This is a genomic window from Mesorhizobium sp. WSM3864, assembly GCF_002294955.1.
Lineage (GTDB): Bacteria > Pseudomonadota > Alphaproteobacteria > Rhizobiales > Rhizobiaceae > Mesorhizobium.
Genome location: NZ_NSGD01000017.1, coordinates 20618 through 46227, shown reverse-complemented (window position 1 = coordinate 46227; position 25610 = coordinate 20618). Strand labels below are relative to the sequence as shown.

The window sequence follows — 25610 nt, the reverse complement described above, 5'->3', positions numbered from 1 at the left end:
TTGCACATCCGGGATGCCGGCGTGCCGGCGCTAAATCGGGTGCCGGCAAGGCTTTCGTCATCGACCCCTACCCCGCAGACCATCTCTAATCAATCGGTACTCGTGAGTGGCACAAGCCTAGTCAGGGACGATTTTCGCGACGCGTGGCAGAGGCATGGCGCCGCGCTCCACGTCAAAATAGGTGAAATGGAAAGGAACGGAAATGACTGATCAACTCACAACGGAAATCATTGCCATAATAAAGAAACGCGTCGAGTCAGAGAATGGTGAGGGGACCAAGCTATCCGTCGGCGAAATAACCACTACGACGGAACTGACTGGCCTCGGCATCGATTCACTGGGGTTAGCGGACGTGCTCTGGGACCTGGAGCAGGCGTATGGCATCAAGATCGAAATGAACTCGGCCGAGGCTTGGTCGGGTGTCCAGAATGTCGGCGGCATCGTGGAAGCTATCCGCAGCTTGCTTGCCAAGGCCGCTTGAATGGACAGACGCGTTGTCATCACCGGTATAGGCGGGCTGTGCGGGCTAGGCACCGATGCCACCTCGATCTGGACAGGCATGCGCGAAGGCCGCTCGGCCATCGGCCCGATTGTCAATTCAGAACTTCATGGTCTGGAAGGCATAATCGGCGCCGAGATCAAAGCATTGCCTGAGCACGACATTGAGCCCAGGCAACTCGTCTCCATGGGCCGCTGCAGCCTGCTTGCCGTGCTTGCGGCGCACGAAGCCATGCGCCAGGCCGGACTTTCCTGCGATGAAGGAAATGCCCATCGCTTCGGCGCTACAGTGGGCGTCGGCTTCGGTGACTGGGAGGCGACCGAAAAGGCCTACCGCGCCCTCCTTCTGGACGGCGCGGCGCGCGTGGGTCTCTTGACTGGAGTAAAGGGGATGCCGAGCGCAGCTGCCTGCCATGTCAGCATGAGCCTCGGCCTGCGTGGGCCGGTCTTCGCCACCACCTCCGCATGCGCCTCGGCCAACCATGCGATCGCATCGGCCGTCGACCAGATCAGGTACGGGCGAGCCGACGTGATGCTTGCCGGAGGCAGCGACGCGCCCTTCGTATTTTTTGTGGTGAAGGCATGGGACGCCATGCGCGTACTCGCTCCGGATACTTGCCGGCCCTTCTCCGCCGACAGAAGGGGCGTAGTGCTGGGCGAGGGTGCGGGCATGGCCGTGCTGGAAAGCTATGAGCATGCCACGGCGCGCGGCGCCACGATCCTTGCCGAGATCGCAGGCATCGGCCTTTCCGCTGATGCCTTCCACATCGCCGCGCCGGCTGTCCATGGACCGGAAGCGGCGATGCGCGCCTGTCTTGCCGATGCCGGGCTGAATGCCGAGGATGTCGAGTACCTAAACGCGCATGGCACCGGCACCAAGGCCAACGACGAAATAGAAACGGCGGCGATCAAGCGCGTCTTCGGTGACCATGCTAACTCGCTGTCCGTCTCCTCCACCAAGTCCACACACGGCCACTGCCTCGGGGGAGCGAGCGCGCTCGAAATGATCGCCTGTGTGATGGCGATCCAAGAGGGTGTTGTTCCGCCGAGCGCGAATTATCGCGAGCGGGATCCCAAATGCGATCTCGATGTCACCCCCAATGTTGCCCGCGAGCGCAAGGTGCACGTGGCCATGAGCAATGCTTTCTCCATGGGTGGCTTGAACGCGGTGCTGGCATTCAAGCAGGTGTAGAACCCATGCGAAATGCCTCCCGTAACTCTACCTCTCGTATCCAAATGCTTGCCGGATCACAGTTGTGAGGGGCTGCCTTTGGACCGTTTCGGTGAATGCGCCAAGTGGCAGCGGAAGCTCGACGAGCCTGGGCCCCGTTTTTGCAGATTTCTCAACTGAAGCGATTTGGACGTACCGCGGAAGGTTAAGCGACGCCTTCGGTTCGGCTCGAGGGTTTGTCCAAAGCTTTACCCGACAATGTCTGGAGGCACGCAGGGCCGCCAGTGACCGCTTCCGTGCGAAGCCGGTCCTTAGAAAGGGAATCGATAAATGTTCGATCTGACCGGCCGCAAGGCGCTCGTCACCGGAGCAAGCGGTGGAATCGGCGAGGCCGTGGCGCGGGCGCTTCACGCGCACGGCGCAACCGTCGGCCTGCACGGCACGCGTGTCGAAAAGCTCGAGGCGTTGGCTGCCGAACTTGGCGGGCGGACAAAACTGTTTCCGGCGAACCTTTCGAACCGCGACGAGGTCAAGGCCCTGGGCGCAAACGCGGAAGCCCAACTCGAAGGCGTCGACATACTGGTCAACAATGCGGGCATCACCAAGGATGGGCTTTTTGTCCGCATGTCGGACGCGGACTGGGACGCGGTACTCGAGGTCAACCTGACCGCCGTGTTCCGGCTCACACGCGAACTGACCCATCCGATGATGCGCCGCCGCAACGGCCGCATCATCAACATCACCTCCGTGTCCGGCGTAGCCGGCAATCCCGGCCAGGCGAACTATTGCGCCTCAAAGGCTGGCATGATCGGCATGTCGAAATCGCTGGCGCAGGAGATCGCGACACGCGGCGTGACGGTGAACTGCGTGGCGCCGGGCTTCATCGAATCGGCCATGACCGACAAGCTGAACGACAGGCAGAAAGAAGCGATCATGGCCGCCATTCCGGCCAGGCGCATGGGCACCGGCTTGGAAGTCGCCTCGGCTGTGGTCTACCTAGCCTCGAACGAGGCCGCGTACATCACCGGCCAAACCATTCATGTCAACGGCGGCATGGCAATGATTTAGCCTAAAAAGTTCAGTGCGCCCCGATGACGCGTATCAACAGGGCAGGAAGGTTCCCACCCAGATAGCGGTCGGTTGGTCTGGAACTGACGACCCGGTCGGTGGGGCAACTGGCGAGGTCGAGCGTCGTGATCAAGGCCGCCTTGGGCGGAGGCTTAGATCAAGTTCTTTGAAGCGCATGCTTTCCTATCCATAGCGTGGATGCATTCATTCGAAACAAACGATTTTGCCAATTCTGCAAAACGTCGCATAGCGAGATTTCAAAGAATGCAAGCCAAAGGGCAATTATCCATGTTGTATTGGCTCCGAGCAGTTTTTTCCGGCGTACGCCTGACGGTGTGCTCGCAACACAACGGAGTCGCTTGGTCATTGCGGCTAGTTTCCTCGGTGACCTGCGCAAGTTGCATCGAGCCGGCTCGATGCGACAAGCATCCCCCTGCTAGGCGCTTCCCAACAAAACAGCAACAAAGATGAGGTGTTTCCATGTGCTCTGACGTGCGGTGGAGGTTGTGCTGGGAAAGCGACTTGCAACAGACCGACCATGTCGAACTCTCCGAGTTCTTCCAAAAAACCTACGGACCGACTGGGGCCTTCAACTCAAAGCCATTCGAAGGCGGCCGTAGCTGGGCCGGTGCGAGGCCGGAGCTCCGCGCAATCGGCTACGACGCGCACGGCGTAGCGGCTCATATCGGCATACTCCGCCGTTTCATCAAGGTTGACGAGGTCGAACTCCTGGTGGCCGACCTGGGGCTGTACGGGGTGCGTCCGGATCTTGAGGGACAAGGGATCAGTCATTCAATGCGCGTTGTATATCCGGTATTGCGGCAGCTTGGGGTTCCATTCGCTTTCGGCACCGTCCGGCGCGCGATGCGGAACCATATGGAGAGGTTCTGCAGAGACGGCATGGCGGCGATTGTGTCGGGCGTTCGCGTGCGGTCCACCCTCCCAGATGTGTATCTGGACCTGCCGCCCACGCGCGTCGAGGACGTGCTCGTCGTGGTTGTGCCGATTGGACGCTCGATGAGCGAGTGGCCATCCGGCACCCTGATTGATCGGAACGGTCCGGAGCTATGAAACATCTTGAAGTGCCGGGTGATCGCACTGAAGGCACCGCAGCGGCGGGTTTTTGCAGAGCTGCTCGGACTGAATACGCGATCCCATTCACGTTAGCTGTGGGCAATCGAGGCTGAATTAACATGCAAAATCCGCGCATCTAAATCGTCCGGACGCGGGGTTCCGCGCGCACAGACGTTCCGGACCCTCTTCGCCGTCACCAGATGCGAGACATTGCGGCATCCCACGAAGGCATGCGGTGCCGAAAGCGCTGTGGGTCGGCCTTTCGAAGCTGAGCGTCAGCCACTTCGTGGAAGACGCTCTTCGGCGCCGAGCAAGTTGCAACGAGGCGAAGAAGCTCGCACATCTGCTGAGCGCGGCTCACGCCCCGGAGACGAGGGCAGGAATGATCAAAGGCTCATTCGCCTCGTCAAGAATGGAGAAACTGTACCGGCCATCTGTGTCAAGATCGACGGAGTAGCTCAGGCGGTCGAGTATGTAGTTATCCTGGTCGAACGTAACGATCCGCGGCTTCAGCGAGGTGATATGCGCTTCGTCCAGGTAGATGGAGTTGCAGACAATAATCGGGTCGTCGGGCTGACAGGTACGAGCCGCCGCTCCGTTCAGGATGCAACAGCGTGAACCGCGCTCGCCGAGGATGACATAGGTCGAAATCCGCGCACCGGAATTTCTATTCCATATCTCCACGAATTCCATCGGCAGGATGCCGGCTGCCTCGCAGTGGTCGGGGTCGAGCGTTATCGAACCGTGGTAGTTGAGGTTCGCTTCGGTGACGTGGATGCCGTGCAGCTTGCCGGCCACTATTTTTCGCATTGTTGTCCTCATCAGCATACGAGGTGAGTCTTGGCAACGCCCGGCTAATCACAACGGCCAGCGCACCGCCGCTGAGACCCGCACCCGCCGCCCCCAAAAGAATTTTATCGCCCGGCCAAAATGGCTGCGCCCGATGGGCGAGCGAGAGCAAGATCGGATCGTCGCGGCGGAAGAGTTGCCATAGTGACGATTGCGCGATCGGCTATGCCGAGTTTCTCCCGACCACGACGAAAAATCGAACATTGGTCCTGATGATGCACGAACCAATCGAGGTAGCGGTGCAGGTGAAGTCATATCAACAGCTCCGTTCGGATGTTTGCCAACTGATCGTGACGGCATTCTCAAAGGCTGTGCAGAGCGTCAGTCGTGAGGGGAGGGCAGCAGCATGGCGCCGGGGGAAATCGGATCGGTAATGTGAACCGCGGCTCTCCTCGCGTCGAAGGGCTGCGATAGCCATCAACAGTGTCACCAGCGCCGGATCGGCCGCGACCGTCTCGCCGACAGAGATCGGCAGCAGTGTCGCGACCGTATCGCGCATAGATTTGCCATTCCGAACAATGCCAAGCGCTTTCGACACGAGCGGGCGTATGGGTGAAGGGTCGGGCCGGACGGGAATGGTTGCGGGAAGCCTGGGCCACTGCCAACCCGCGCAAGATCCAGCCACGCTTGCCGCGACCCAGACTGCTGTCGCAACAGCTTCCGCGAGAGAGTTGCTGGCAAGCCGGTTGGCGCCATGCAGTCCCGTGCATGCGACTTCGCCGCAGGCCCACAGGCCGCCAACGGAACTGCGCCCTTCGGCATCAACGGCCACTCCGCCCATATGATAGTGAGCGGCGGGACGCACGGGAATAGGCTCCACAGCCGGATCGATGCCGGCCTGCTTGCAAATAGCGTCGATCGCCGGAAAGCGTCTTGCGAATTTCTGCCCGAGGCAATGTCGGGCATCGAGATAGACGCGATGCCCGACAGCGAGCTGATCCGAGATCGCCCTCGCAACCACGTCGCGCGATGCGAGTTCTGCTCCGGGTGTGTCGGCCAGGAAGCGATGGCCGTCTTCGTCGATCAGCACCGCGCCTTCGCCTCGTACCGCTTCGCTGACAAGCGGCATTGGCCGGCGCGGACCATCGAGCGCGGTCGGGTGGAATTGCACAAATTCGAGATCGGCGAGCTCCGCTCCAGCACAGGCGGCAAGCGCAAGACCATGCCCGAATGAGGAGAGCGGGTTCGTTGTGTCGCAAAACAGCCCGCCTATCCCACCGGTCGCCAGCACCACGCGGCGTGTGGGGAATGCGAGCACGCCGCCGTGCAAGACTGCCACCAAGCCCACAATGCTGCCCTCCGACACAACCAAGCGAAGCGCTGTCATGCCTTCCATGATCGTGATCGAATGGGTTCGCCGCGCCACGCCGAGCAGCGCCCGAAACAACTCGCGGCCGGTTGCGTCGCCGGCGGCGTGGACGATGCGGCGACGCGAATGCGCCGCTTCCAGGCCGAGCCGCAGCCTCCCGTCGAGTGAGCGGTCGAAGGGAACGCCGAGACGGATGAGATTCTCGATGGCTTTAGGTGCGGCCTCAATCACCCGCCTGGCCATCTGTTCGTCGCAGTGTCCGTCGCCGGCAGCAAGCGTATCGGTGAGGTGGAGTTCCGGCGTATCGTCCTCGCCGAGGCTGGCTGCGAGCCCCCCCTGTGCAAGCGTGCTCGAGGTGTCGGTTCCGAGCGGGGTTCTGGAGAGCAGAACGACCGGTTGGGGCGCCAGATGAAGCGCCGTCAGCAGGCCGGCGAGGCCAGCGCCGATAATGACCGGCGCCCCACCAATGTCATGGATGGCGGGCGTCATACGAAGAGCATGCGTTCCACAGCCCAGCGGGCCCGTTCAGTGACGTGCGGATCGATGGTGATGACGTGACGGTTCTCTTCGAGCGCGGTGCGGATGTTGGCGAGCGTGATGCGTTTCATGTGCGGGCACAGATTGCATGGACGCACGAAATCCACGTCCGGATGCTCGACCGCGACATTGTCGCTCATCGAACATTCCGTCATCAGCACCACACGCGCCGGCCTATGCCGCGCGACATAGTCGGACATCGCCGCCGTCGAGCCGGCGAAGTCGGCTTCGGCCACGACCGCGGGCGGACATTCGGGATGGGCAAGTACGCTGATGCCGGGATGCGCCTCACGCAGCTCGCGGATGTCGGCCGCTTCAAAGCGTTCATGCACCTCGCAGTGCCCCTTCCAGGCGATAATCTCAACCTTCGTCTGTCGCGCGATGTTCTTCGCCAGATATTCGTCGGGCAGCATGATCACGCGCGGCACCCGGAGCGACTTCACCACTGCGAGCGCGTTGCCTGAGGTGCAGCAGATGTCTGACTCAGCTTTCACCGCGGCGGAGGTGTTGACGTAGGTGACGACCGGAACACCGGGATAACGCTGCCGCATCAGGCGCACGTCTTCGGCCGTGATCGAGTCGGCCAGCGAGCAGCCGGCGGCGAGATCCGGGATGAGCACGGTCTTGTCGGGATTGAGGAGCTTGGCTGTTTCAGCCATGAAATGCACGCCGGCTAGTACGATCACATCCGCGTCGACTGTCATCGCCTTGCGGGCCAGCTCCAGGCTGTCGCCTACAATGTCAGCCACGCAGTGAAAAATCTCCGGCGTCTGGTAGTTGTGCGCCAGGATGACCGCGTTGCGCTGTCGCTTCAGTTTCAGTATCGCGTCGATGTCGTCAACGAAGACCGGCCACTCGATCGGTGGGATAACGCGCCGAACGCGGTCGTATAGCGAGGCGCTCGAAGGCAGGACGGCGCTCATCGAGCCTCCAGTTATAGTCAACGCGATTATAAGGCCTATAATCGTTGTGACTATAAGTGGTGTCAACCCCGTACGAGCGGCAATTTTGTGCCGGCCACAGGCCTCTCGTCTAGAATAGCATGGTGGAAGCGGTAGAGCTGCGCCGGCCGGCCGCCGGTCTCGGCGGTCGTCGCTCCGGTCTTCTCAACCAGCTCCTGCTGCCCTATGAGCCGGCGAAAGTTCGGCTTGTTGATGAGCCTGCCGGAGAGCGCCTCCACGGTTCGCTGTAGCTGTAAAAGCGTGAAGAGCGGCGGCATCAGTTCGAACACAACAGGCCGGTATTTGATCTTGGAGCGCAGCCGCGCAATAGCCGTTGCCAGAATGCGGCGATGATCGGCCCTCATCGATCTCCCCGGCACCGGCGCGAGGATGGCAGAATCTCCGCCGCGCTTTGCTTCCTCCACCAGGGCGGCTTCGTGGAGCAGCTCGTAGCGCTGCAGCGCGAGCTCTTCGTTCCATGCGCGGTCGTCCATGGCAAAGGCGACCGCCGCTCGCCGCCGGCGCTCGAACCGCGTCGCGCCGTCGTCCGCGCCTTGCGCCCATTCGATGAGGCGCGGCCACAATTGTTCCAGCATCGGGGGCCTGCCGTAGCGATGATCCTCCCAGGGGAAATAGTCGTACCAGCTCGCCCAGCTGCGCCTGCCCGAGGCGCCCGCATCTTCTTGGCGGGTGAGTGCGAGATAGCTGATCGAGATCACGCGCTCGTCGCCGCCGGTCCGATCGCGATCGGCGAAGGTGTAGAGCTGCTCGATGTAACCGAGAGGCTGGCCGGTCTGCAGTTCCACCCATGCCCTGAGGCTCGACTGGAGCGAACGATGAGCGAGTTCAAACGGGCCCGAGGGGAGGGCGGCCCCTTGTTCGATGGTCAGAACACATGGTCCAGCGTCGTTCACGGCGACGACGACTGCGATCAGGTCCGCGTTGACGTCGTTGGTCTTGCCTATAGCTCTGCCTTTCCTCGGTCCCTTTGCCTAGTCATAAGTCCTGGCCTACTTGGCAGAGCTCCGCCCCGTCTAAACCGATTTAGCTCTGTGTTTTATCATACCACTCGTCGCGTCAACACCACGCGAGTGGCGATTATATCTCTTCGCACCCAGACAATAATATGCCAAACGCGACAGTCGCCATGGGTAACGCCGGGTGAGGAGAGACGTGGATTGAGCGATCTCAGCCTGTCGGCCGAGCGGCGCGTGGCAGCACCAAAGCTCGCCGAAAGCGGGCTGTTCTTGATAGCAGCCGGCGTCAACAGGAAGGCCGCACCGCCTCACCGAGTCGGAGCCGAACAGCCAATCCTTGATTTGTCCCAGCTATTCGCCTCGCTCGGTATGTTGCGGCCCCGGCATGTCGGAAGGCCGGCTCAGAGACACTTGAGCTCGATATCGTGTTTCCTCAGGGCGTAGCCAATCTGGCGCGGCGTCAGTCCAAGCAGGCGCGCTGCCTTTGCCTGTACCCAGCCGGATCTTTCCATGGCCGCGATGAGACGCTCGCGATCGGTCATCTTCCCCTCGCTTACGAGGGCCACCCGAACAGGCGCTGGCAGTGCCAGATCACTGTAAACAGGCGGGGCCCCAAAGGCGGCCGAAGCAACAGCACCAGGCGATTGCATGGCCGGGTTCAGTGGCGATGGTGCGATCGGCTCCGATTTCGTCGCAGTCTCCGTCAATGCGTGCTTCCAGAGCATCGCGGAAAGGCATCGGCCGTGGCAGCAATCAAAATCGCTTCTGACGATTGACGCTCCCGCTGACAGGGTCGCTGTCCGCTGCACGCAATTTTCAAGCTCGCGGACATTTCCGGGAAAAGCACAGTTCATCAGCACTTCAGTCCCACTCGCATCGAAGACCAGGCTGCGGCCGTTCTCGCTGTTGAACTTCTTGAGAAACTCAGCGGCAAGCAGCGGAATATCACTGCGCCGTTCGCGCAATGCCGGCACCAGCAAGGGAACAACGCTGATGCGATAATAAAGGTCGGCGCGAAACTCGTTCCTTGCAACAGCGTCTTCCAGGTTCCTGTTCGTGGCAGCAATCACGCGAACGTCGACCTTAATCGTCTGGTTGCTGCCGACGCGTTCGAACTCCTGCTCCTGCAGAACGCGCAGCAGCTTTGCCTGGAACGAGGCAGAAATCTCGCCGATCTCATCCAGAAACAACGTTCCCTTGTCGGCGAGCTCAAAGCGCCCCTTGCGCGAGTTGAATGCACTGGTAAAGGCACCCTTTTCATGACCGAACAGCTCGGATTCCAGGACGGTCTCAGGGAGCGCTGCGCAATTGAGCTTGATGAACGGCCGCTTGGCGCGCCCCGACAACTCGTGAACGGCCTTGGCGACCAGCTCCTTGCCGGTCCCGGATTCCCCGCGCAGCAAAACGGTACTGTTGGACCTGGCTACTAACGCGACCTTCTCAAGTAGCCTGCGCAGCGCCGGGCTGTCGCCAATGATCCCCTTGACATGAGCCCTTTTGCCCTCGTGCCCAGGCTGCTTGAGCTCGCCGAATTGCTTTTGCATCCGGATTTTCTCGGCCATCGGTCGCTCGCGGTCGGACGCGAACAGGCGATGCAGCTTCACTGTCTGCCCAACCAGATTGGCGATCGTGGTGAGGAGGCGGAGGTCGTAATCGAGGAGGGAGGCTGATTTGTTGTCCAGGATGCGATCGATGGTCAGCGTGCCCACGACGTTCGCATCGATGCGAATGGGGACGCCGATGAACGACACTTTCACGTTGTCGGACGCCCCGAGCGCGTCCTTGTCGGCGGCGTTGAAGGCCGGATCCACCGCTATGTTCTCGGCGACGAGCGCCATGCCCGTCGTTATGATCCGGTCGATCGCCGCCCGTGGCAGATGCTTTCGGTGGCGATCATCGCTGCCTTCGCTCGAGCCGGCGCCGACGATCATGTCCGGTATGCCGGCACCGTTGAAGAGCGAGATGATGCCGTGCCGCACCTGCAACAACGATGGCAGGAGACCGACGACGTTGGCCAACGTGGCTTCGAGCGCAGCGGGGGCGGTGAGTGCTTTCGATGTTTCGAAGATATCTGGCGCCCTCTCGCGCAGCGGCACAAGAGACACCACGTGATTCGTCTCGGACTTTGAATTAGGTGTTTTCATTTCTGGAAGCGATATGCAGCGTGACGAGATCTGCCTGGCACGATGCTCGCAGCTGCGAGCATCGTGCTGCATATGATCATCCATCTCGCGCCGTGAAATCGTTGCTCGAGGCAAGTGCGCCTATTGTCCGGCGCGCGGATATTCTTGGCCAATCGCATTGGCGGGCGTCTTCGCTCTGCAGGCCACTGCACAATCGGCGAGTTTGCTCGCCTCGGCCTGGTACGCGGGAATTCATTTAAGCAGGAAAAGGCGTTGATGAAGACAGTCTTGACGATTGATCGGCCCGGGCCGCGGGCAAGTGCGGCCCTGGCAAATTGGAGCGGCGTCATGCGGTCAACCGCAAAGCGGAGCGCTGCTTGACGCATGGCTTTCCTTTCTCTTCCATGAAGTGCGGGTCGTCGTTCTCCGATGACTTGCTTGCGCCGCGCAGCAATCATTCGTTGTTAAACGAGACCGGAATGACGGAGGTGAGTCAACCAAACTCCCGCCGCCTTTCTTTCATCGATGAAAGGAAATCAGGTTCTCATGATAGTATTTTATCACTCTTTCAGACGTTTTCCGGCAGATAGATCTCAAATGGTAGAAAAGTCTCCCCAGGGGTCTCCGAAGTGCCGACCTTGATGGCCTGGGCCATCAGCGTCATCAATTCCTGGCAAAGCAGGCGCTGGGGCGTGCCGACCGACATCGTGATCGTGCCATCTGCGAGTGCTGCCCGCGACTCCGGCGTGATCTCGTTGACGATCGCGACGAGGCCCCGGCTTTCGCCTTCTTCACGGAGCGCGGAGATCGCTCCCTCCATACCTCCTCCGGCCACATAGAAGCCGGTGAGTTCGGGTTCCCGTTGCATGAGATCCAGCGTTGCCTCGTAGGTGATCTGCCGTGCCTCAAGGTTCACGAGCGGATCGAGCAGCTCGAATGTCGGTGCATTCTCACGGAAATAGGAGCGAAAGCCGACCTCCCGCAGCTCCTGCCCCTGAAAACGGTGGCTGCCGACAAAAATCGCCACCTTGCCCGGCCGTCTTGCAACCTTCGAAAGCATCCACGCTGTCGTCCGCCCGACCTTGCGGTTGTCGAGGCCGATATAGCCCTCACGAACACCTTCGGCAAAATCGGAAAGCAGCGAGAAAACCGGTATGCCTTTTGCCTTGAGTTCTTGGACGGCTGCCGTGATCGCGGGATGGTCCGGCGCCACCATGGCGATCGCGTGGCAGCGCGCGCCGAATTCCTTGAGCAGTGGAACAAGGTCGCACGGCATGTGCGACGGCGCGAATTCGATGAGCGAAGTGCCGTGGAAGCACTTCGCCGCGTTTACCGCCGCTTCAACCTCAAGCGCGAGGCGCTGGTAGAAGTGGTGAGTCGGTTTTCTCAGGATGAAGCCAAGCCGATATTGCGGCAGGTCCCGCTGCAGGCGCTGCTTGATAAGACCTGCGGCGTGATATCCGATGGCCTGTGCCGCGGCTAAGACCCGCTGCGCAGTCTCCTCCCGCACCGGATGACGGGCATTCAGAACTCGATCAACGGTGGCAACACTGAGCCCGGCTTCCCGGGCGATATCAGCAATTGTGGGTCGCTTCGCCATGGTCTGAGTCTGATTAAAACGACATCAGGAAGAAACCCGGTAAAGGTAAGATTTTTCAGTAAAATCTGTCATTCCTGCATGATCCTGTTCGCTACCGGGAATTCTTGTCGTGGCGGGGTGGGAGGCAGAAGCCGAAACCTGAACCACGCGCCTTCCGACCGTCTTCGACATCATCGATGCCCATAGATCATTGATCCCTCTGTGCCAAGGTCGCTTTCGTTGCGTAGAGCGTTGGCGAATTGCTCAGCCGTGTCGACGAGAGCTGACCGCGGGGCTCCGATTGAGTTCCGCGCCCGGTTTCATGAACCGTCGCAATCTTCGTAAGCCCTTAAGCGCGTCGTCGATGGCTTGTGTGTCGTGACCAGTGCGGGACCTTCGCAAGGCACACATGATTTTGCACTCACCGCATGTTGGGATTCTTGATTTCATTGGCCCGCGCGAGGCTGTTTGGAACCCGCGGCTCGATTGTCAGGCGTTTGCGACCAGCCAGGCGATTCAACCGGTGGCGATGCTGCCGCCTTGCACGGTGCGGGCGCCGTCAGTGGCTGGCCGGTTGATGTCTCGGCGGGCTGGTGGCCGAAGAAGGCAGCTTGCAAATGCGCCTGATCCAATTCGCCTTCCCAGCGGGCGACGACAAGCGATGCCACCGCGTTACCGATCAAATTGGTGAGTGCCCTGCATTCCGACATGAAGCGGTCGACGCCAAGGATCAGCGCCATTCCAGCAACGGGAACGGTCGGCACTACGGACAGCGTAGCGGCCAACGTGATGAAGCCGGCACCTGTGACACCTGCTGCACCCTTCGAGGAAAGCATTGCGACGAGCAGCAGGAGGACCTGATCGCTAACTGACAAATCCGTATTCGTCGCCTGCGCGATGAAAAGGGCCGCCAGGGTCATATAGATATTGGTGCCATCCAGATTGAAGGAATATCCGGTCGGGATGACCAGGCCCACGACCGAGCGCTTGGCCCCGGCCTTTTCCATTTTCTCCATGAGAGAGGGCAGCGCGGCCTCGGAGGAGGAGGTTCCGAGAACCAGCAGCAGCTCTTCCTTGATGTAGCGGATAAGAGAAAAGATCGAGAAGCCGTTGTAACGGCAGACTGCACTGAGAACCCCGAACACGAATACAAAGGCGGTGAGATAGAAGGTCCCGACCAGCATCGCAAGGTTGGCAACCGAACCGATGCCGTATTTGCCGATCGTGAAGGCCATTGCTCCGAAAGCGCCGAACGGTGCGGCTTTCATGAGGATGCTGACCAATTTGAAAACGGGTGCAGTGAGGTCCTGAAGGAAGGAAAGAACCGATTTGCCCGATTCCCCGACCATCGCCAGCGCGATGCCGAAGAGGACGGAGAAGAACAACACCTGGAGAATGTCGCCTTCCACGAAGGCGCCGACAATCGTGGTCGGGATCATGTTTATCAGGAAGCCGGTCACGGACTGCTCATGGGCCTTTGCGGCATAGCCATTGACGGCTTGGACGTCGAGCGAGGCCGGATCGATGTTGAGGCCGGCCCCAGGCTGAATGACATTGCCGACGATGAGGCCGACGAGAAGAGCGAGCGTCGAGAAGGTGACGAAATAAGCCATCGCCTTGCCGGCAACACGGCCGACCTTCTGAAGATCGCTCATGCCGGCGATTCCGGTCGCCACGGTCAGAAAAATAACGGGCGCGATGATCATCTTGACGAGCTTGATGAAGGCATCGCCGAGCGGCTTCAGGTGTTCTCCGATTTGCGGATAAAAATGGCCAACTGCAACTCCGAGGATGATTGCGACAAGCACCTGCACGTAAGGCTTGGCACAAAGAGTCTTGCCGGATGCGCGGTTTGCGCCGGGGGCCAGTGGGGTCAACATGTTATTCTCTCCCTGACCGGTTTGGGGCGGGCCCTTCCTCCCTTCCCGTGCTTCTCCCATCGCGGCGCTCCGGTCGAACGCTGCTTCGGTCCCGGTCGCAACAGTCGTGCCAAGCCAAGAAATCGCCCGGTCTCAGGTATTTGCTACAATTGCAGAGCAAGATTGGGTGGTTTTGTGCACTGATCGCTGGCGGGAGACCCAAAGTTCCGAACCAGCCCGCTTGCAATGGTTAATTCCAGCAACGCAAAGTTCTGACTTTGAAGGACCCAAAGCGCGTGCACATGGTTCTGCCAGGCTCACAACAGGTCGTCTTAGACGGTGGTTCGCCACGGGGGAAATGCTCCGGCGTAGAGGCGGGCGAAACTCCGAGCGAGCGCTTCCTCGCTATGCTCGAGATGAGCAGCCGTCAGGTGTTAGCAGTGAGTAAGCAGTTGACCGTCCTTCCGCCGCTACTAGCGCACTCCGTTACTTCCAAGCGACAACCAAGATCGACATCTCCGTCGGAAACCTGGCCTTGCCGCCGTAAATTTGGGCGGCTTGTCCGGCGGCGAACCCTTTCAGATTGGTCGATACATCAGAACCCGACCCGTCGGGATCAGCTGCAGTAAATAGTCGAAATCGCTGATGTTGCCCGTTAGAACGGTAAATCCCAATTTCTGCGCATGCAGGAACAGCACGCAGTCCTGAAGTGCCCGAAGCCTTGAATCATGCTTGTAGCCTTGGAGGCGACACAGCATTCCTGACAGAAGGGCGGCTCGGCCCAAGACATCGGGATCTGGCGCAAAAACCCGATGGGGCGGCATATCCTTGATCATGGTCCCGATCTGCTTGATTGCCTTGCCGGTGCCCGAATGTTTCGGGTCAAGGACACCGACTGTGTGCATCAGCTCTTGGATCGCTACGGTGGAATGGTTGATCTGCCTGACATCGAGGAGGTCGGCAACTGCTTCAGGCGCCCGGCCTTGCAAACCGTCGATGTAAACGCAGGTGTCCAGCAGCAGTTCTTGCCCCGCCCCGACCAGGTTGCCGATGATCGGCAGTTCCATGTCGGGGCGGCGGCTTAAGGTTTTTTGTGGATCAAATCGCGACCATCTTACGGCCACACTAAAGTCGAAATCGGCCAATTCAGAATCCGAGCTTCAGCGTCGGATCCACAGTTCCCCGTGTTTTCCTGAAGGTCTCGGCGAAGTTGTCTTCCAAAGCCACATTAGCCAACGCAAATTCGACGAGTTCGGTATCAGACATCAATCCGGTTCGAGCTTTGGCCTTCTTGATTAGATCAGCACTCACCCGCCCCGCAATCCTGCCGTCCTTCTCAGCGCGCAGGCCGGATTCTTCCGCCCTCTGCAGGACGGCCTTAATCCTGGCCAAGCGACGGACCTGCAATTTCTCAGCCAGTTTGGGAAGGGTTCTCGTCCGCTTGCCCACTGCCCCTCGGCCGCGACGCATACGTACAGCAGTCTTCGTCATCGCGACTCCTCGCATGTCCGTTTAACAAAATTCGAATTTAGTGAACATAGCAGGCAGGGTGAATTTTTCAAATCGAAAGGTGCGAAGACATCCCGATCCTCTCGCCGGCCGACCTGAGGCAAGGCCCGCGGACTGATGCCGTCAACAACGCCTCCTGGACCGCCAATGGCGAGCGCGCCGGCATCTCATGGGGAACGCACACGGGAGCAGCTGGGCTATCTCTCGGGCTATTATGGCCGCACCCCCGTCACCCGTGTCGGCAAGCTTGAGCTGCGGGTTCCGCAGGATCGCGCCGGCCGCTTCTCCACCGAGTGTTCGAAGCGCCTCGGTGGCCACCCTAGCGGAGATGTATGTGCAGGCCGTGTCGACCAGGAAAGTCAGGGTGATCACGGCTGAGCTGTGCGGCCATGCGTCCTGGGCGGCCTCATCGATCTTGGCCATCAACAAGCGACTGCACGAGCCTGAAGACCTTTGCCGAGCGCCCGCTTCGCGGGCCGTTTGCTTACTTAGACGAGCAGCCTATCCCTTATCCATAGCGTGGATGCTCGCGATCTAAACAATCGATTTTACCAATCCGAGCCTGTCGTACATAGACCGGCTAAGTGACATGCACCGCCGCTGCTCTATCGCGTGAGGTGCACAAACGAATCCAATTGCTGGGAGAATGAGTTGCAGATTGCCGACCCACCTCGAACTCTCTGATTTCTTGAGAACACTGCGAGCCAGCCGGGGTCTTTAACGCAAAACCGTTCGAAGGCTCGACGTTGCGCCGGTGCACGGCTGAGGTCCGGTTAAACCGTGCTTGCAGATCTGCTCAACCGATCGACGGCAGACCAGGCGTGGAGCTCTCGCAAAGGAGCTGCGGCAATTGCGGAAGCAGCGCTGCGTTCGGTTGCGCCACATAGATCCTGTAGTATCCATCAACACAGCGGTCAAGGGCCGAAAGGATCAGCGGCCTCTACGAAAATGGGTTGGCCAGTTCAAGGCAGTGATACGAAGACTATGCAAATGCAATTGGCAACGACCACTATCGTTGGCTATTGGTCCGCGCGGGAGCGAGACAGCCAACCCTCCTAATGCTTATGGTGTTCTGAAGGAGACAATGTAGATGCGTGTTAATGGCTCGAGAATGGGTCGGTTCGTTGTTTCTCGACGGCGCGAGGGTCTCGGTGACTGCCTGTGGTCTCTCGCATCGGCTTGGGACTACGCACGTCGGACGGGACGAGCTTTAGGAATAGATTGGCGCGGCTCTTGCTACCTTGACGATCCTTTTGCGAATGCCTTTCCGGTTTTCTTCAAGCCAATTGAGGAGATCGGTGGTGTACCGGTCATTTGCGATGACCAAATCAACCACGTCTCATTCCCCGGACCGTTCTTCCCGTCGTGGTGGAACAAGCCATCCATTGACTGCGTGTACCGTCCGGATGAGCAGATTTTCCAAGAACGTGATGAGCTTAGCGGTCTCTTCCGAGCCCAGGATGATTGTGAAGCGAACACGGTAATTTGTGATGCTTGTTTGATGTGGCGTTGCGATGAGGAAGCCGAGCGAACGATATTTCGGAGCATCACGCCGAGGGCCGAAATCGAGGATCGGATTGAAGCGCTTTACCAAGAACACTTTGCCGGCCACAGCGTAATTGGAGTCCATGTCCGCCACGGCAACGGCGAGAATATTATGGATCACGCCCCCTACTGGGCTGATCAAAAGATTGCCTTAGAGCAGGTATGCACTGCCATTCGTATGGCCAAAGCGCAACCGCATCCAAAGCCTGTAAGGGTGTTCTTGTGCACAGACAGCGCCAAGGTTGTTGATCACTTGTCGGGCGCATTTCCCGAACTTTTCACTGTCCCAAAACGCTTCCAGGCGGATCAGGCCGGCCCGCTACACAGTGCAGCACTGGGCGCGGAAGGGGGTTTCTCCGCTCTCGTTGAAATGTATCTCCTTGGTCGATGCGACACTGCAATTCGCTTTCCTCCGACTAGCGCCTTCAGCCGCTATGCCCGCCTCTTCGTGCCGCGCATTATTGAATTCGATTTGAATGACCCACGTCGTTTGATCTCGAGTGATAAGGCCTTCGAACGTTCCCCGGCTCCATGAAAGCGTTGGCATGCCTTTGCGCAGCGTCGCCGTTCGCCTTGCCCAATTCGTCCCCTTCTCGCCACGCAACCCCGCCGCAGGCATGCAGGTTCTTGGGCCCGTCAAAATCAAAAAAGGATTGAAGCTTGTCGCAGAGAAAAGTAGCTTTGATCACCGGGATCACGGGGCAGGACGGTTCCTACCTTGCAGAACTGCTTTTGAAAAAAGGCTATTCTGTGCACGGGATAAAGAGACGCTCGTCCCTTTGCAATACAGATCGTATTGACCATCTCTATCATGACTCTCATGAAAGTGGTGTGAACCTTACACTTCATCACGGTGATTTGACGGACTCGTCCAGCCTTACGCGCGTGATCCAACTTGTTCAGCCGGACGAGATTTACAATTTGGCCGCTCAGAGCCATGTCGCAGTCTCCTTTGAAGAACCAGAATACACCGCGAACTCCGATGCGTTGGGGGCGCTGCGTATCCTCGAGGCAATTCGGATCCTGGGGCTCGTCAAGCATACGCGCTACTATCAGGCCTCGACCTCCGAGCTTTACGGGCTGGTGCGGGAAACGCCACAGACCGAGACTACACCGTTCTATCCCCGGTCCCCCTACGCCGTGGCCAAATTGTATGCTCACTGGATGACCGTGAACTATCGAGAAGCTTACGGTTTGTATGCATGTAACGGCATTTTATTCAATCATGAATCACCGGCGCGCGGAGAAACCTTTGTAACGCGCAAAATCACGCGCGCCTTGGCTCGGATTAAGCTTGGAATGCAGCGGAGCCTCTTCTTGGGCAACCTTAATGCGCGTCGTGATTGGGGGCACGCGCGAGACTACGTCCAGATGCAGTGGTTGATGCTTCAGCAGGAGCAAGCTGAAGACTTTGTGATCGCTAGCGGTGAGCAACATTCGGTGCGCGAATTCGTCACCGTCGCGGCCGCTGAACTCGGCATGGATATTCGTTGGGTGGGGGAAGGGGTCGACGAAGAGGGGTACGATGCAAAGACCGGCGCTCTGATCGTAAAGATAGATCCCCGTTACTTTCGTCCTGCGGAAGTCGAGACACTTCTTGGCGATGCGCGCAAGGCCAGGGAAAAACTTGGGTGGGAGCCCAAAATCTCCTTCATTGAATTGGTTAGGGAGATGGTTCGGGAAGATTTGCGCATGGCAGAGCGTGACGCAGTGCTGATGAAGCAAGGTTATTATTCACACAGTCCACGAGAGTTATGCTGACAACGGCGGCGCCATGCGGGCTTGTTGTCAAGTGCTATGGCGGCCTTCTTAAGGAGCGCTTAGAGCGCGATCAATGGAAAATAAAAAAATGAAGAAAGTTTATGTAGCAGGCCATCGCGGCCTTGTTGGATCCGCCACGATGAGAGCCCTCGAGGCGTTGGGATCCTATGAAATAATAACTCGCACTCACGATGAATTGGATCTATTTGATCGGAGCGAGACGCGCAGGTTCTTCATGTCGCGGCGGCCTGATTACGTCGTTATGTGCGCCGCAAAGGTTGGTGGTATACTGGCGAACGCGAGCTCCCCCGTCGATTTCCTTCATAACAACCTGGCGATTCAACTCAGTGTTTTTGATGCCGCTTACGCTTCCGGCGTCGAACGGATGATTTTCCTTGGCTCCTCGTGTATCTATCCACGCGACTGCCCGCAGCCGATACGTGAGGAATACCTTCTAACCGGTCCGCTTGAAGCGACGAATCGTCCCTACGCTTTGGCAAAAATCGCAGGAATCGAATCATGCTGGTCTTTTAACCGGCAGTACCAGACGCGCTATCTCACGTTGATGCCGACCAGCTTATATGGTCCCGGCGATAATTATGACCCCAAAAATTGCCACGTTCTGCCTGCTCTGATACGCCGTTTTCATCAAGCTAAAATGAACGGCGACTCCTCGGTTGAGGTCTGGGGATCCGGAAACCCGCGGCGAGAGTTTATGTATTCGTCGGATGTAGGCGATGCCATAGCATTCCTCCTTGGCCTGCCAGATTCAGATTTTGACGCCTTAACGGCTCCTGACACTGCGCCCCTGATCAATGTTGGCGTTGGCGAGGACGTCACGATTCGCGAAGTGGCGGAACTCGTCAAGGCGGCGGTCGGCTGGGAGGGCAATTTGGTATTCGACACGACGAAGCCAGACGGTACTCCGCGCAAGTTACTGGACGTAACGCGCATGCGTAACCTTGGCTGGAAAGCCAAAACGTCCCTTGGTGCCGGGTTGCGAGCGATGTATGAGGATTTTCTCCGCGTTCATGCGGCTTGATGTTGATGCGCGCATCCTGGTCGGACTGCGTGCCCGAACGGGTGCAAGCTTGTTCAGTCAGGCCAAATAGAAGAGAGGGACGCATACGGCCTAGGCGGCCACAATATTGGCCTGCGCTAACGGTGCAAACCGGACCTCTTTGCGACCGGCGATGCAGGGGATCAGTCGGAAGCTTGCCCAAACCAATGGGGAGGCCGCATTACCGGCCGCACCTGGAGGCTGTGCGTGAGCGCCGTCGACTCAAGCCGCCGGTTAGACTGCTCGACCTCGCGGGAGCCGCTGCTTAGGAACCTGCCATCGCTACGAACGCAACCGGGGCCCGCCATGCCTCGGGCAGGGCTTATCCCAAGGCGGTCCGGTAATGGCGGACGTGGATGTATGCTATTCGCAGCCGCGGGATCGTGTCCCCCTAGGTGGTGTAGCTGACGGCATTGGTCGCCGTGTTCTCCGTCTGGGAATGGATCAAGCGATTGCACTTTTGCTTTCATGCAATGTCTTGCCCAGTCCGACCAGACGGGCCGCCGCTTGACCCGTCGGCATGTCAATGACCGTGATTGCCCTTTCTGCAAGGAAGCGCCGCTCGTTCCTGGTCAGCGTTGCTGTATCGATTGCCGCAAAATGTGGGCCATGGGAGCGCTTCATGATCTGTCGGGCATAGGTGCGCAGCATCTGATCGTTGAAGCGGCAGCCGAGGAAGAATAGACCACGGCTGGCTCGCCGTTCCTTCACCAGGTCAGGGATCGGCGTTTGGATGTCGATTTCGCTCAGCACTTCAACGTAGTCGGAATCTGCGACGAGGAAGTTTGCCGCCGGCCTGGCACCGCCGTGAGGGGCGTAGAGAACCGTCTTCGCCGCTGGTGCGGGTTCGAGTAATATCCCGGCCAAATCGTAGGCTTTCGTCCAAATGTCACCGATCTCGTGCGCCCGTGTCACGCCCTGTATTTCGACGACGTCCGTTCGGCGGGTCTGTATTAGAGCCGCGCGCATAGCACCGTCGTACCAGCTGTCGACGATCAGTGAGAGCGGCAGCGTTGCAAGCCAGGCATGCAAGATGGTCGGAACCACAGGGGTCGCGAATATTTCGGCCATCCAAACTTGAAGGGTCCGGCGGTGCCGGCGCTGTTCGATATACTGCGCTACCGACCACATGTTGGTGCGAATCTTCGAAGGGGCTGGGGTGCGCTTGTTGAGCGCTGCGGCAACGGCTTCGGGGGTATGCGGTACGGGCGGCCCCGCGGAGCGGATCTCAAGCAGACCTGGGCCGAGATAGGGGATGACCTCGTCGGCCGCGAGCGCTTTCTTCAAAAGGTCAAGCTGCCTTTCGGCAAAACTGTCCCGAACGACCACGAGGTGGCCCGAGGTCATTGTGTTCATGCTCGTATCCCTTTGCCGCTCTCTTTGTGTCAACCCGGAGTCAGTCCTCGTCGGAAATCTTTCTTGCCTCCACGGTAATGGGCAAAGCGGTATCCCGCGGAAGGTCTGGCAAGACTAACCGCCAGCCGTTCTTCAGCGTCACAGCCCCACCCCACAAGTGTTCGTTGTCGACCTTGATGATCGGCTCTTCGAGATCCTTTTTGGGAATATATGCCGACAAGCCAGCACCAGTCCTGCGGATCATTACCCTCATCGGGTCGTTCCTTCGTCAAAACCAGCATCGATTTCGGCAGTGCAAGAAATCCCAGCCGTCTCAAGGCTCATGAGTTCACGCGCACGCATGCCGACGATGGTGCCGCGATCGATCCATTCGACCGCATAGATGTAGAATTGCTGGAGAAAGGTGCCGATGTCGCGCACATAGCCCTCGTCGCCTTTGCGCACCAGGTTTTCGCCGATCTCCTTGCCAGGATAGGTGCCGTCATTTTTTATGTGGCGTGTGGCGCGGACCCGCTCACCCGGCATGAATCGCGGGGGTGTACGGATTTCGATGTCCTGTTCGCGTCCGAGGCTCATGGCCGTTCCTTTCTCTCGGCTGCAGCTTTCCAACAGGAGGTCGATGGTCCTTCGGAGGCCTGACCCGGTCGGTAGCCGAAATGGAGGGTCAGGCGGGGACGCAAGTCTTCGACACCGGACATACCGAGGCGCATTGCTGCGTTTCGAAGGCCCCCTCGCATTCGGTGCACTTTTTTGGATCGATCACGTAGCTCTCGCCCTTGAACTTGATCGCGCCGGAAGGGCATTCGAACTCGCAGGAGCCGCACTGGGTACATTGGGACGCGATGATCTTATAGGCCATTTTCAACTCCGGTCGGTTTGAATGAGACGGCTCAGGCCGTCGCAGCCAGTGGCTCACCCCCAAACTCGGCTGCGTAAAGCGCGCCGATGGCGGTCTCGATGTAGTCATACCCGTAAGCATCCGTTGCTCGGATACCGCCCTCCTTGAGTCGATCCTCGGGGCAATTTCCAATTCTCGCGCACAGCACGATGTCTACGCCTTCGAGCGTAGAAATGACGCCGTCGAGGCTCGTGTCCTCGGCCCGGCCGCCGAGGCAATACTGCTCGACCTTGCGATGACCGACGAAGCTGATCCCTTTCGGCGAGGCCTCGTAAACCTGGAATTCCTTCGCATGGCCGAAATGCTCGTTGATGCGGCCGCCACCTTTGGTCGCTACCGCGACCAGAAGCGACTTGCCGGAGCCCGCGGTCTTGACCATCCCGAGCGCCTCGCTCTTGGCCGCCATGCGATCGCCCCGCTCGCGCGCGACCACCGTCCGATAGGCCTCGCGCTTGCTGGCGTCGTAGGTGACCTTGTCGGGAAGCCGGTCGAGCGTGAATTCCTGGCCACGATCCTCGCCCAGCATGCCGACAGCATCGGCCCGGCACTGCCGGCAGTGGCGCATGAGCTTGGCGCCGCCTTCGAGACGATCCTGAAGGGTCTTCAGCTCCATTGCCGTGGGGCCGCACTGCCCGCTCAAGCCGTAGTGCGTACCGTGTACCGGGTCAGAAATCAGCGGCATGACATTGTGCAGGAATGCGCCGCGCTCCTTGACCCATTTATTCACCTCGATTAGGTGCTCGTCATTAACGCCGGGGATCATGACCGAATTGATCTTGGTGAGGATGCCGCGCGCCGTCAGCATCTCCAGCCCCGACATCTGTCGTTCGTGCAGGATCGTGGCTGCCTCGACGCCGGCATAACGGCGGTGATCATAAAAGATCCATGGGTAGATCTTGGCACCGATCTGCGGGTCGACCATGTTGATGGTGATCGTCACGTGATCGACATTCATTTCGGCAAGCTCGGCGACGTGGTCTGGAAGCGCGAGGCCGTTGGTGGAGATGCACAGCTTGATGTCGGGGATTTCCTTGGCGACCAGTTCAATTGTCGCCTTCGTCTTCTTCCAGTCGTAACAGGCATCGCCCGGTCCGGCGATGCCAAGTACGGAAAGCTGCGGCACTTCGTTGGCGACCTCGATCACCTTGCGCAGCGCCTGGTCGGGCGTCAGCCTCTCCGAGACGACCCCGGGCCGGCTTTCGTTGGCGCAGTCATATTTGCGATTGCAGTAGTTGCACTGGATATTGCAGGCCGGCGCGACCGCCACATGCATGCGCGCGAAATAGTGGTGCGCTTCCTCTGAAAAGCAGGGATGATCTTTGATCTTCTCCCACACAGCTGTGTCCATCTCGTGCGGCTTTGCGGAGGAGCCGCAGGATGAAGATGCGCAGCCAGCGGACCTCGCTCTGGCCGGCAACTGATCGAAGGATGTCGTGCCGGAAAGGCCCTTCAGCGAAATCATCGGTGCGGACATTGAAGGGCTCCGTGCGTAGTGGACTCCGCACGTCCGAGCGCAAGAGATATGCCAACTCCAAAAGCGGGTTTTGTCCGTCAATGTTGGCTTTACGTCCGCCTTTGTGCCCCACTGTGTCCGTTTCGCTGCGACACGGTTGTGTCAGGTCCCCGACGACGGACAAAACGTGGTCGCGAAACGTACCCGTGTTTGTCTCAGTTTCGCCTATTGCGGGGAGCAGCCGTGCCCCCAAATGTGGTGCATCAATGACGTTTAGAACTTCTTCACGCCGATACGATGCCTGCGCAAAGCATAGCCGACCTGCCGCGGCGTGAGACCGAGGAAACGAGCCGCCTTGGCCTGAACCCAGCCGGCTTTTTCCATAGCCTCGATTAGTCGGTCACGTTCCGTCAGACGCGGGTTCATTGCAGGGCAGGCGGGATGGTTGGGGTCGCAGGTCTTGCCGGGCGATGCCTCATTGTGGGAAGCGCCGCCTCGCATGGCAGGCAGCGGTGACCCAACCGGCATCATATTGCCACGTGCGAACTCGTCGACGGCATAGCCGCCTTGCGAACCGCCGACTCCTTTCCACAGAAGAGAAGAAAGGCACTGGCTGTTCTGGCAGGCAAAATCCGCCGGACTTATTGTCTTTGAGCGCGCAAGTGTGGCCGTCCGTCGCACACAATTCTCCAACTCACGCACGTTGCCAGGGAAATAGCATTGCGAGATCAGGTCAAGCGCCGACGGCGTGAAGGCAAGATCGCGATGGTTCTCCTTGTTGAATCGGTCGAGGAGAGATTTCGCAAGGCGCGGAATATCGCCCGGGCGTTCTCTGAGGGGAGGCAGGACTATTGGCACCACGTTGATGCGGTAATAGAGGTCGGCTCTGAACTCTCCATTCCGGACAGCCGTCTCGAGGTCCTTGTTGGTGGCGCATATGAGCCGCACGTCAACCTTTAGGGTCCTGGTGCCACCCACTCGCTCCAGTTCTCCTTCCTGCAAGACGCGCAACAGCTTGGCTTGAAAGGCAGGCGAAATCTCGCCGATTTCATCAAGCAGCAGGGTTCCGCCATTAGCCAATTCGAACCGGCCGGCGCGCTGCAGGATAGCCCCGGTGAAGGCGCCCTTCTCGTGGCCAAAGAGCTCCGATTCCAAAACGCTTTCGGGCAGTGCGGCGCAGTTCAATTTGACGAAGGATTTCTCCCTCCTGTGCGAAAGCTTATGGATGGCCTGTGCAAAGAACTCCTTTCCGGTACCGCTTTCGCCTCGCAGAAGCACGGTGGAATTGGTCCTGGCCACGACCGAGACGATCTCGAGCACTTGCTTGAGCGCGGGACTTTCTCCGATGATTCCGTCGATCTTGACATGCCGATGCCGGGCCGGATGGGTCCCGTCCTCGTCGAGCGACTGCTCTGGTCTCGGTTGCTTTTCGATAAGTGACTGACGAGCCGTGCTCAAAGTGCGATGGAGGCGGATGGTCCGAGCGACCAGATTGGCGACCATGGCCAGGAAGCGTAGGTCCTCCTCGCAGCCGAACATGGTAGTATCGTTCTTGACGCGGTCAATCGATAGTGTCCCGAAGATCCTTTCCGCAGCCTTTAGCGGGACACCGATAAAGGCAGTTGCGATCGTACCGCTGCTGGATTGAGGATCAGCCTGGAATAGCTCTGACGTGCTTGTGTCTTGTATGACAATCGGCACTCCAGTAGCGACGATTTTGTCTATTACGGCCTGGGGTACGACGCTGCCGGCGCCTGATTGAGTGACAGTGCCGCCGCTGGTTGCGCTAATCTGCGGCTGTCCTTCAGCGCCCAGGACGACGATTGCACCATGACGAATATGCATAAACGAGGAGAGGACATTCGCGACATTGGTAAGCGTAATCTCCAGCCGGGCCGGGGCAGTCAGAACCTTCGATATCTCGTAGATTCCCCCGAGCAAGCTGTCCGCGCCGCGCACCGCTTCGACCGCAGGTTCAGGCGGAGTGTGTCGTGATCCAATTTCACCGACCTGATCTGGAGGCATGTGAGCCATGCGAACACC

General features: G+C 59.2%; 22 protein-coding genes and 3 pseudogenes. 8 read left to right on the top strand and 17 right to left on the bottom strand.

Features of this window, described 5'->3' with window-relative positions:
- Positions 1 to 202: 202 nt before the first annotated feature.
- Together CK215_RS25020 and CK215_RS25015 are read left to right on the top strand one after the other, a co-directional pair.
- Positions 203 to 481: an acyl carrier protein gene (locus CK215_RS25020; protein WP_067318693.1), complete on the top strand. Its 279-nt coding sequence runs from the start codon at positions 203 to 205 to the stop codon at positions 479 to 481.
- On the top strand, positions 482 to 1690 hold the full coding sequence (locus CK215_RS25015) for a beta-ketoacyl-[acyl-carrier-protein] synthase family protein (RefSeq protein ID WP_095779881.1): 1209 nt from the start codon (positions 482 to 484) through the stop codon (positions 1688 to 1690).
- Here CK215_RS25015 and CK215_RS31960 read toward each other — a convergent pair.
- Positions 1677 to 1831 (bottom strand): annotated as a pseudogene (locus CK215_RS31960) (LysR family transcriptional regulator); the annotation flags it as partial. The gene CK215_RS25015 and the pseudogene CK215_RS31960 overlap by 14 nt on opposite strands.
- A gap of 168 nt (positions 1832 to 1999) precedes the next feature.
- Here CK215_RS31960 and fabG point away from each other — a divergent pair.
- On the top strand, positions 2000 to 2737 hold the full coding sequence (gene fabG / locus CK215_RS25010) for a 3-oxoacyl-[acyl-carrier-protein] reductase (RefSeq protein ID WP_095779880.1): 738 nt from the start codon (positions 2000 to 2002) through the stop codon (positions 2735 to 2737).
- Positions 2738 to 3217: 480 nt separating this feature from the next.
- Entirely contained in the window at positions 3218 to 3808 is a 591-nt protein-coding gene (locus CK215_RS25005; protein WP_095779879.1) for a NodA family N-acyltransferase, read from the top strand.
- A gap of 360 nt (positions 3809 to 4168) precedes the next feature.
- Here the strand turns inward: CK215_RS25005 and panD are convergent, their stop codons facing one another.
- The 10 genes and pseudogenes from panD to CK215_RS24950 form a co-directional block, all read right to left on the bottom strand.
- Positions 4169 to 4621, bottom strand: a complete 453-nt coding sequence (gene panD / locus CK215_RS25000; protein WP_095796152.1) for an aspartate 1-decarboxylase — start codon at positions 4619 to 4621, stop codon at positions 4169 to 4171.
- A 46-nt stretch (positions 4622 to 4667) separates the two neighbouring features.
- A pseudogene (locus tag CK215_RS31955) lies at positions 4668 to 4833 on the bottom strand (3-oxoacyl-[acyl-carrier-protein] synthase III C-terminal domain-containing protein); the annotation flags it as partial.
- A gap of 83 nt (positions 4834 to 4916) precedes the next feature.
- Positions 4917 to 6458, bottom strand: coding sequence for an L-aspartate oxidase (locus CK215_RS24990; RefSeq protein ID WP_095779877.1), 1542 nt, complete (start codon positions 6456 to 6458; stop codon positions 4917 to 4919).
- The gene (nadA, locus tag CK215_RS24985) at positions 6455 to 7429 is read right to left on the bottom strand and encodes a quinolinate synthase NadA (RefSeq protein WP_095809149.1); all 975 of its coding nucleotides are present in this window, start codon (positions 7427 to 7429) and stop codon (positions 6455 to 6457) included. The genes CK215_RS24990 and nadA overlap by 4 nt, the downstream gene beginning before the upstream one ends.
- A gap of 62 nt (positions 7430 to 7491) precedes the next feature.
- A complete protein-coding gene (locus CK215_RS24980) occupies positions 7492 to 8412 on the bottom strand; it encodes a hypothetical protein (protein WP_095832504.1) in 921 nt (306 codons plus the stop codon).
- Positions 8413 to 8825: 413 nt separating this feature from the next.
- Positions 8826 to 10568, bottom strand: a complete 1743-nt coding sequence (gene nifA / locus CK215_RS24975) for a nif-specific transcriptional activator NifA (RefSeq protein ID WP_245418797.1) — start codon at positions 10566 to 10568, stop codon at positions 8826 to 8828.
- 547 nt (positions 10569 to 11115) lie between these two features.
- Positions 11116 to 12147, bottom strand: coding sequence for a LacI family DNA-binding transcriptional regulator (locus CK215_RS24970; protein WP_095809151.1), 1032 nt, complete (start codon positions 12145 to 12147; stop codon positions 11116 to 11118).
- Between the two features lie 425 nt (positions 12148 to 12572).
- Positions 12573 to 14006 carry a dicarboxylate/amino acid:cation symporter gene (locus CK215_RS24960; protein ID WP_095809152.1) on the bottom strand — a complete coding sequence of 478 codons (1434 nt, stop codon included), beginning with the start codon at positions 14004 to 14006 and terminating at the stop codon, positions 12573 to 12575.
- 557 nt (positions 14007 to 14563) lie between these two features.
- A complete protein-coding gene (locus CK215_RS24955; protein ID WP_067318671.1) occupies positions 14564 to 15130 on the bottom strand; it encodes a DNA-binding protein in 567 nt (188 codons plus the stop codon).
- 1 nt (position 15131) lies between these two features.
- On the bottom strand, positions 15132 to 15476 hold the full coding sequence (locus CK215_RS24950; protein ID WP_067318669.1) for a hypothetical protein: 345 nt from the start codon (positions 15474 to 15476) through the stop codon (positions 15132 to 15134).
- A gap of 62 nt (positions 15477 to 15538) precedes the next feature.
- On the opposite strand from CK215_RS24950, the pseudogene CK215_RS24945 reads away from it, so the two are divergent.
- The 4 genes and pseudogenes from CK215_RS24945 to CK215_RS24930 form a co-directional block, all read left to right on the top strand.
- Positions 15539 to 15985 (top strand): annotated as a pseudogene (locus CK215_RS24945) (transposase); the annotation flags it as partial.
- A gap of 599 nt (positions 15986 to 16584) precedes the next feature.
- Positions 16585 to 17574, top strand: coding sequence for a nodulation protein NodZ (locus CK215_RS24940; protein WP_095779870.1), 990 nt, complete (start codon positions 16585 to 16587; stop codon positions 17572 to 17574).
- 125 nt (positions 17575 to 17699) lie between these two features.
- Positions 17700 to 18800, top strand: a complete 1101-nt coding sequence (gene gmd / locus CK215_RS24935; protein WP_095809153.1) for a GDP-mannose 4,6-dehydratase — start codon at positions 17700 to 17702, stop codon at positions 18798 to 18800.
- Between the two features lie 73 nt (positions 18801 to 18873).
- A complete protein-coding gene (locus tag CK215_RS24930; protein ID WP_095779868.1) occupies positions 18874 to 19842 on the top strand; it encodes a GDP-L-fucose synthase in 969 nt (322 codons plus the stop codon).
- A gap of 462 nt (positions 19843 to 20304) precedes the next feature.
- Here CK215_RS24930 and CK215_RS24925 read toward each other — a convergent pair whose 3' ends face one another.
- From CK215_RS24925 to nifA (CK215_RS24900), 6 genes are all read right to left on the bottom strand, one after another.
- On the bottom strand, positions 20305 to 21216 hold the full coding sequence (locus CK215_RS24925) for an SIR2 family protein (protein ID WP_095809158.1): 912 nt from the start codon (positions 21214 to 21216) through the stop codon (positions 20305 to 20307).
- A 40-nt stretch (positions 21217 to 21256) separates the two neighbouring features.
- The gene (gene nifT / locus CK215_RS24920; RefSeq protein ID WP_067318665.1) at positions 21257 to 21469 is read right to left on the bottom strand and encodes a putative nitrogen fixation protein NifT; all 213 of its coding nucleotides are present in this window, start codon (positions 21467 to 21469) and stop codon (positions 21257 to 21259) included.
- Positions 21466 to 21792, bottom strand: coding sequence for a nitrogen fixation protein NifZ (locus tag CK215_RS24915; protein WP_095809154.1), 327 nt, complete (start codon positions 21790 to 21792; stop codon positions 21466 to 21468). Before CK215_RS24915 ends, nifT begins: the two co-directional genes overlap by 4 nt.
- An 88-nt stretch (positions 21793 to 21880) precedes the next feature.
- The gene (locus CK215_RS24910) at positions 21881 to 22075 is read right to left on the bottom strand and encodes a 4Fe-4S binding protein (RefSeq protein ID WP_095779866.1); all 195 of its coding nucleotides are present in this window, start codon (positions 22073 to 22075) and stop codon (positions 21881 to 21883) included.
- A gap of 31 nt (positions 22076 to 22106) precedes the next feature.
- Positions 22107 to 23588 (bottom strand): nitrogenase cofactor biosynthesis protein NifB, encoded by a 1482-nt coding sequence (nifB, locus tag CK215_RS24905; protein WP_095779865.1) that lies wholly within the window; start codon positions 23586 to 23588, stop codon positions 22107 to 22109.
- Between the two features lie 252 nt (positions 23589 to 23840).
- The gene (gene nifA, locus CK215_RS24900) at positions 23841 to 25601 is read right to left on the bottom strand and encodes a nif-specific transcriptional activator NifA (RefSeq protein ID WP_095832503.1); all 1761 of its coding nucleotides are present in this window, start codon (positions 25599 to 25601) and stop codon (positions 23841 to 23843) included.
- Positions 25602 to 25610: the final 9 nt, after the last annotated feature.

What these genes read in the sequence shown, in the direction of transcription:
- nifA (WP_095832503.1), bottom strand. Translation starts at nt 25,601, where the DNA reads ATGGCTCACATGCCTCCAGATCAGGTCGGTGAAATTGGATCACGACAC.
- fabG (WP_095779880.1), top strand. Translation starts at nt 2,000, where the DNA reads ATGTTCGATCTGACCGGCCGCAAGGCGCTCGTCACCGGAGCAAGCGGT.
- CK215_RS24950 (WP_067318669.1), bottom strand. Translation starts at nt 15,476, where the DNA reads ATGACGAAGACTGCTGTACGTATGCGTCGCGGCCGAGGGGCAGTGGGC.
- nadA (WP_095809149.1), bottom strand. Translation starts at nt 7,429, where the DNA reads ATGAGCGCCGTCCTGCCTTCGAGCGCCTCGCTATACGACCGCGTTCGG.
- CK215_RS24940 (WP_095779870.1), top strand. Translation starts at nt 16,585, where the DNA reads ATGCGTGTTAATGGCTCGAGAATGGGTCGGTTCGTTGTTTCTCGACGG.
- CK215_RS25015 (WP_095779881.1), top strand. Translation starts at nt 482, where the DNA reads ATGGACAGACGCGTTGTCATCACCGGTATAGGCGGGCTGTGCGGGCTA.
- CK215_RS25005 (WP_095779879.1), top strand. Translation starts at nt 3,218, where the DNA reads ATGTGCTCTGACGTGCGGTGGAGGTTGTGCTGGGAAAGCGACTTGCAA.
- CK215_RS24915 (WP_095809154.1), bottom strand. Translation starts at nt 21,792, where the DNA reads ATGAGCCTCGGACGCGAACAGGACATCGAAATCCGTACACCCCCGCGA.
- CK215_RS24990 (WP_095779877.1), bottom strand. Translation starts at nt 6,458, where the DNA reads ATGACGCCCGCCATCCATGACATTGGTGGGGCGCCGGTCATTATCGGC.
- CK215_RS24925 (WP_095809158.1), bottom strand. Translation starts at nt 21,216, where the DNA reads ATGAACACAATGACCTCGGGCCACCTCGTGGTCGTTCGGGACAGTTTT.
- CK215_RS24930 (WP_095779868.1), top strand. Translation starts at nt 18,874, where the DNA reads ATGGAAAATAAAAAAATGAAGAAAGTTTATGTAGCAGGCCATCGCGGC.
- nifA (WP_245418797.1), bottom strand. Translation starts at nt 10,568, where the DNA reads ATGAAAACACCTAATTCAAAGTCCGAGACGAATCACGTGGTGTCTCTT.
- panD (WP_095796152.1), bottom strand. Translation starts at nt 4,621, where the DNA reads ATGCGAAAAATAGTGGCCGGCAAGCTGCACGGCATCCACGTCACCGAA.
- CK215_RS24910 (WP_095779866.1), bottom strand. Translation starts at nt 22,075, where the DNA reads ATGGCCTATAAGATCATCGCGTCCCAATGTACCCAGTGCGGCTCCTGC.
- nifT (WP_067318665.1), bottom strand. Translation starts at nt 21,469, where the DNA reads ATGAGGGTAATGATCCGCAGGACTGGTGCTGGCTTGTCGGCATATATT.
- CK215_RS24970 (WP_095809151.1), bottom strand. Translation starts at nt 12,147, where the DNA reads ATGGCGAAGCGACCCACAATTGCTGATATCGCCCGGGAAGCCGGGCTC.
- nifB (WP_095779865.1), bottom strand. Translation starts at nt 23,588, where the DNA reads ATGTCCGCACCGATGATTTCGCTGAAGGGCCTTTCCGGCACGACATCC.
- CK215_RS24960 (WP_095809152.1), bottom strand. Translation starts at nt 14,006, where the DNA reads ATGTTGACCCCACTGGCCCCCGGCGCAAACCGCGCATCCGGCAAGACT.
- CK215_RS25020 (WP_067318693.1), top strand. Translation starts at nt 203, where the DNA reads ATGACTGATCAACTCACAACGGAAATCATTGCCATAATAAAGAAACGC.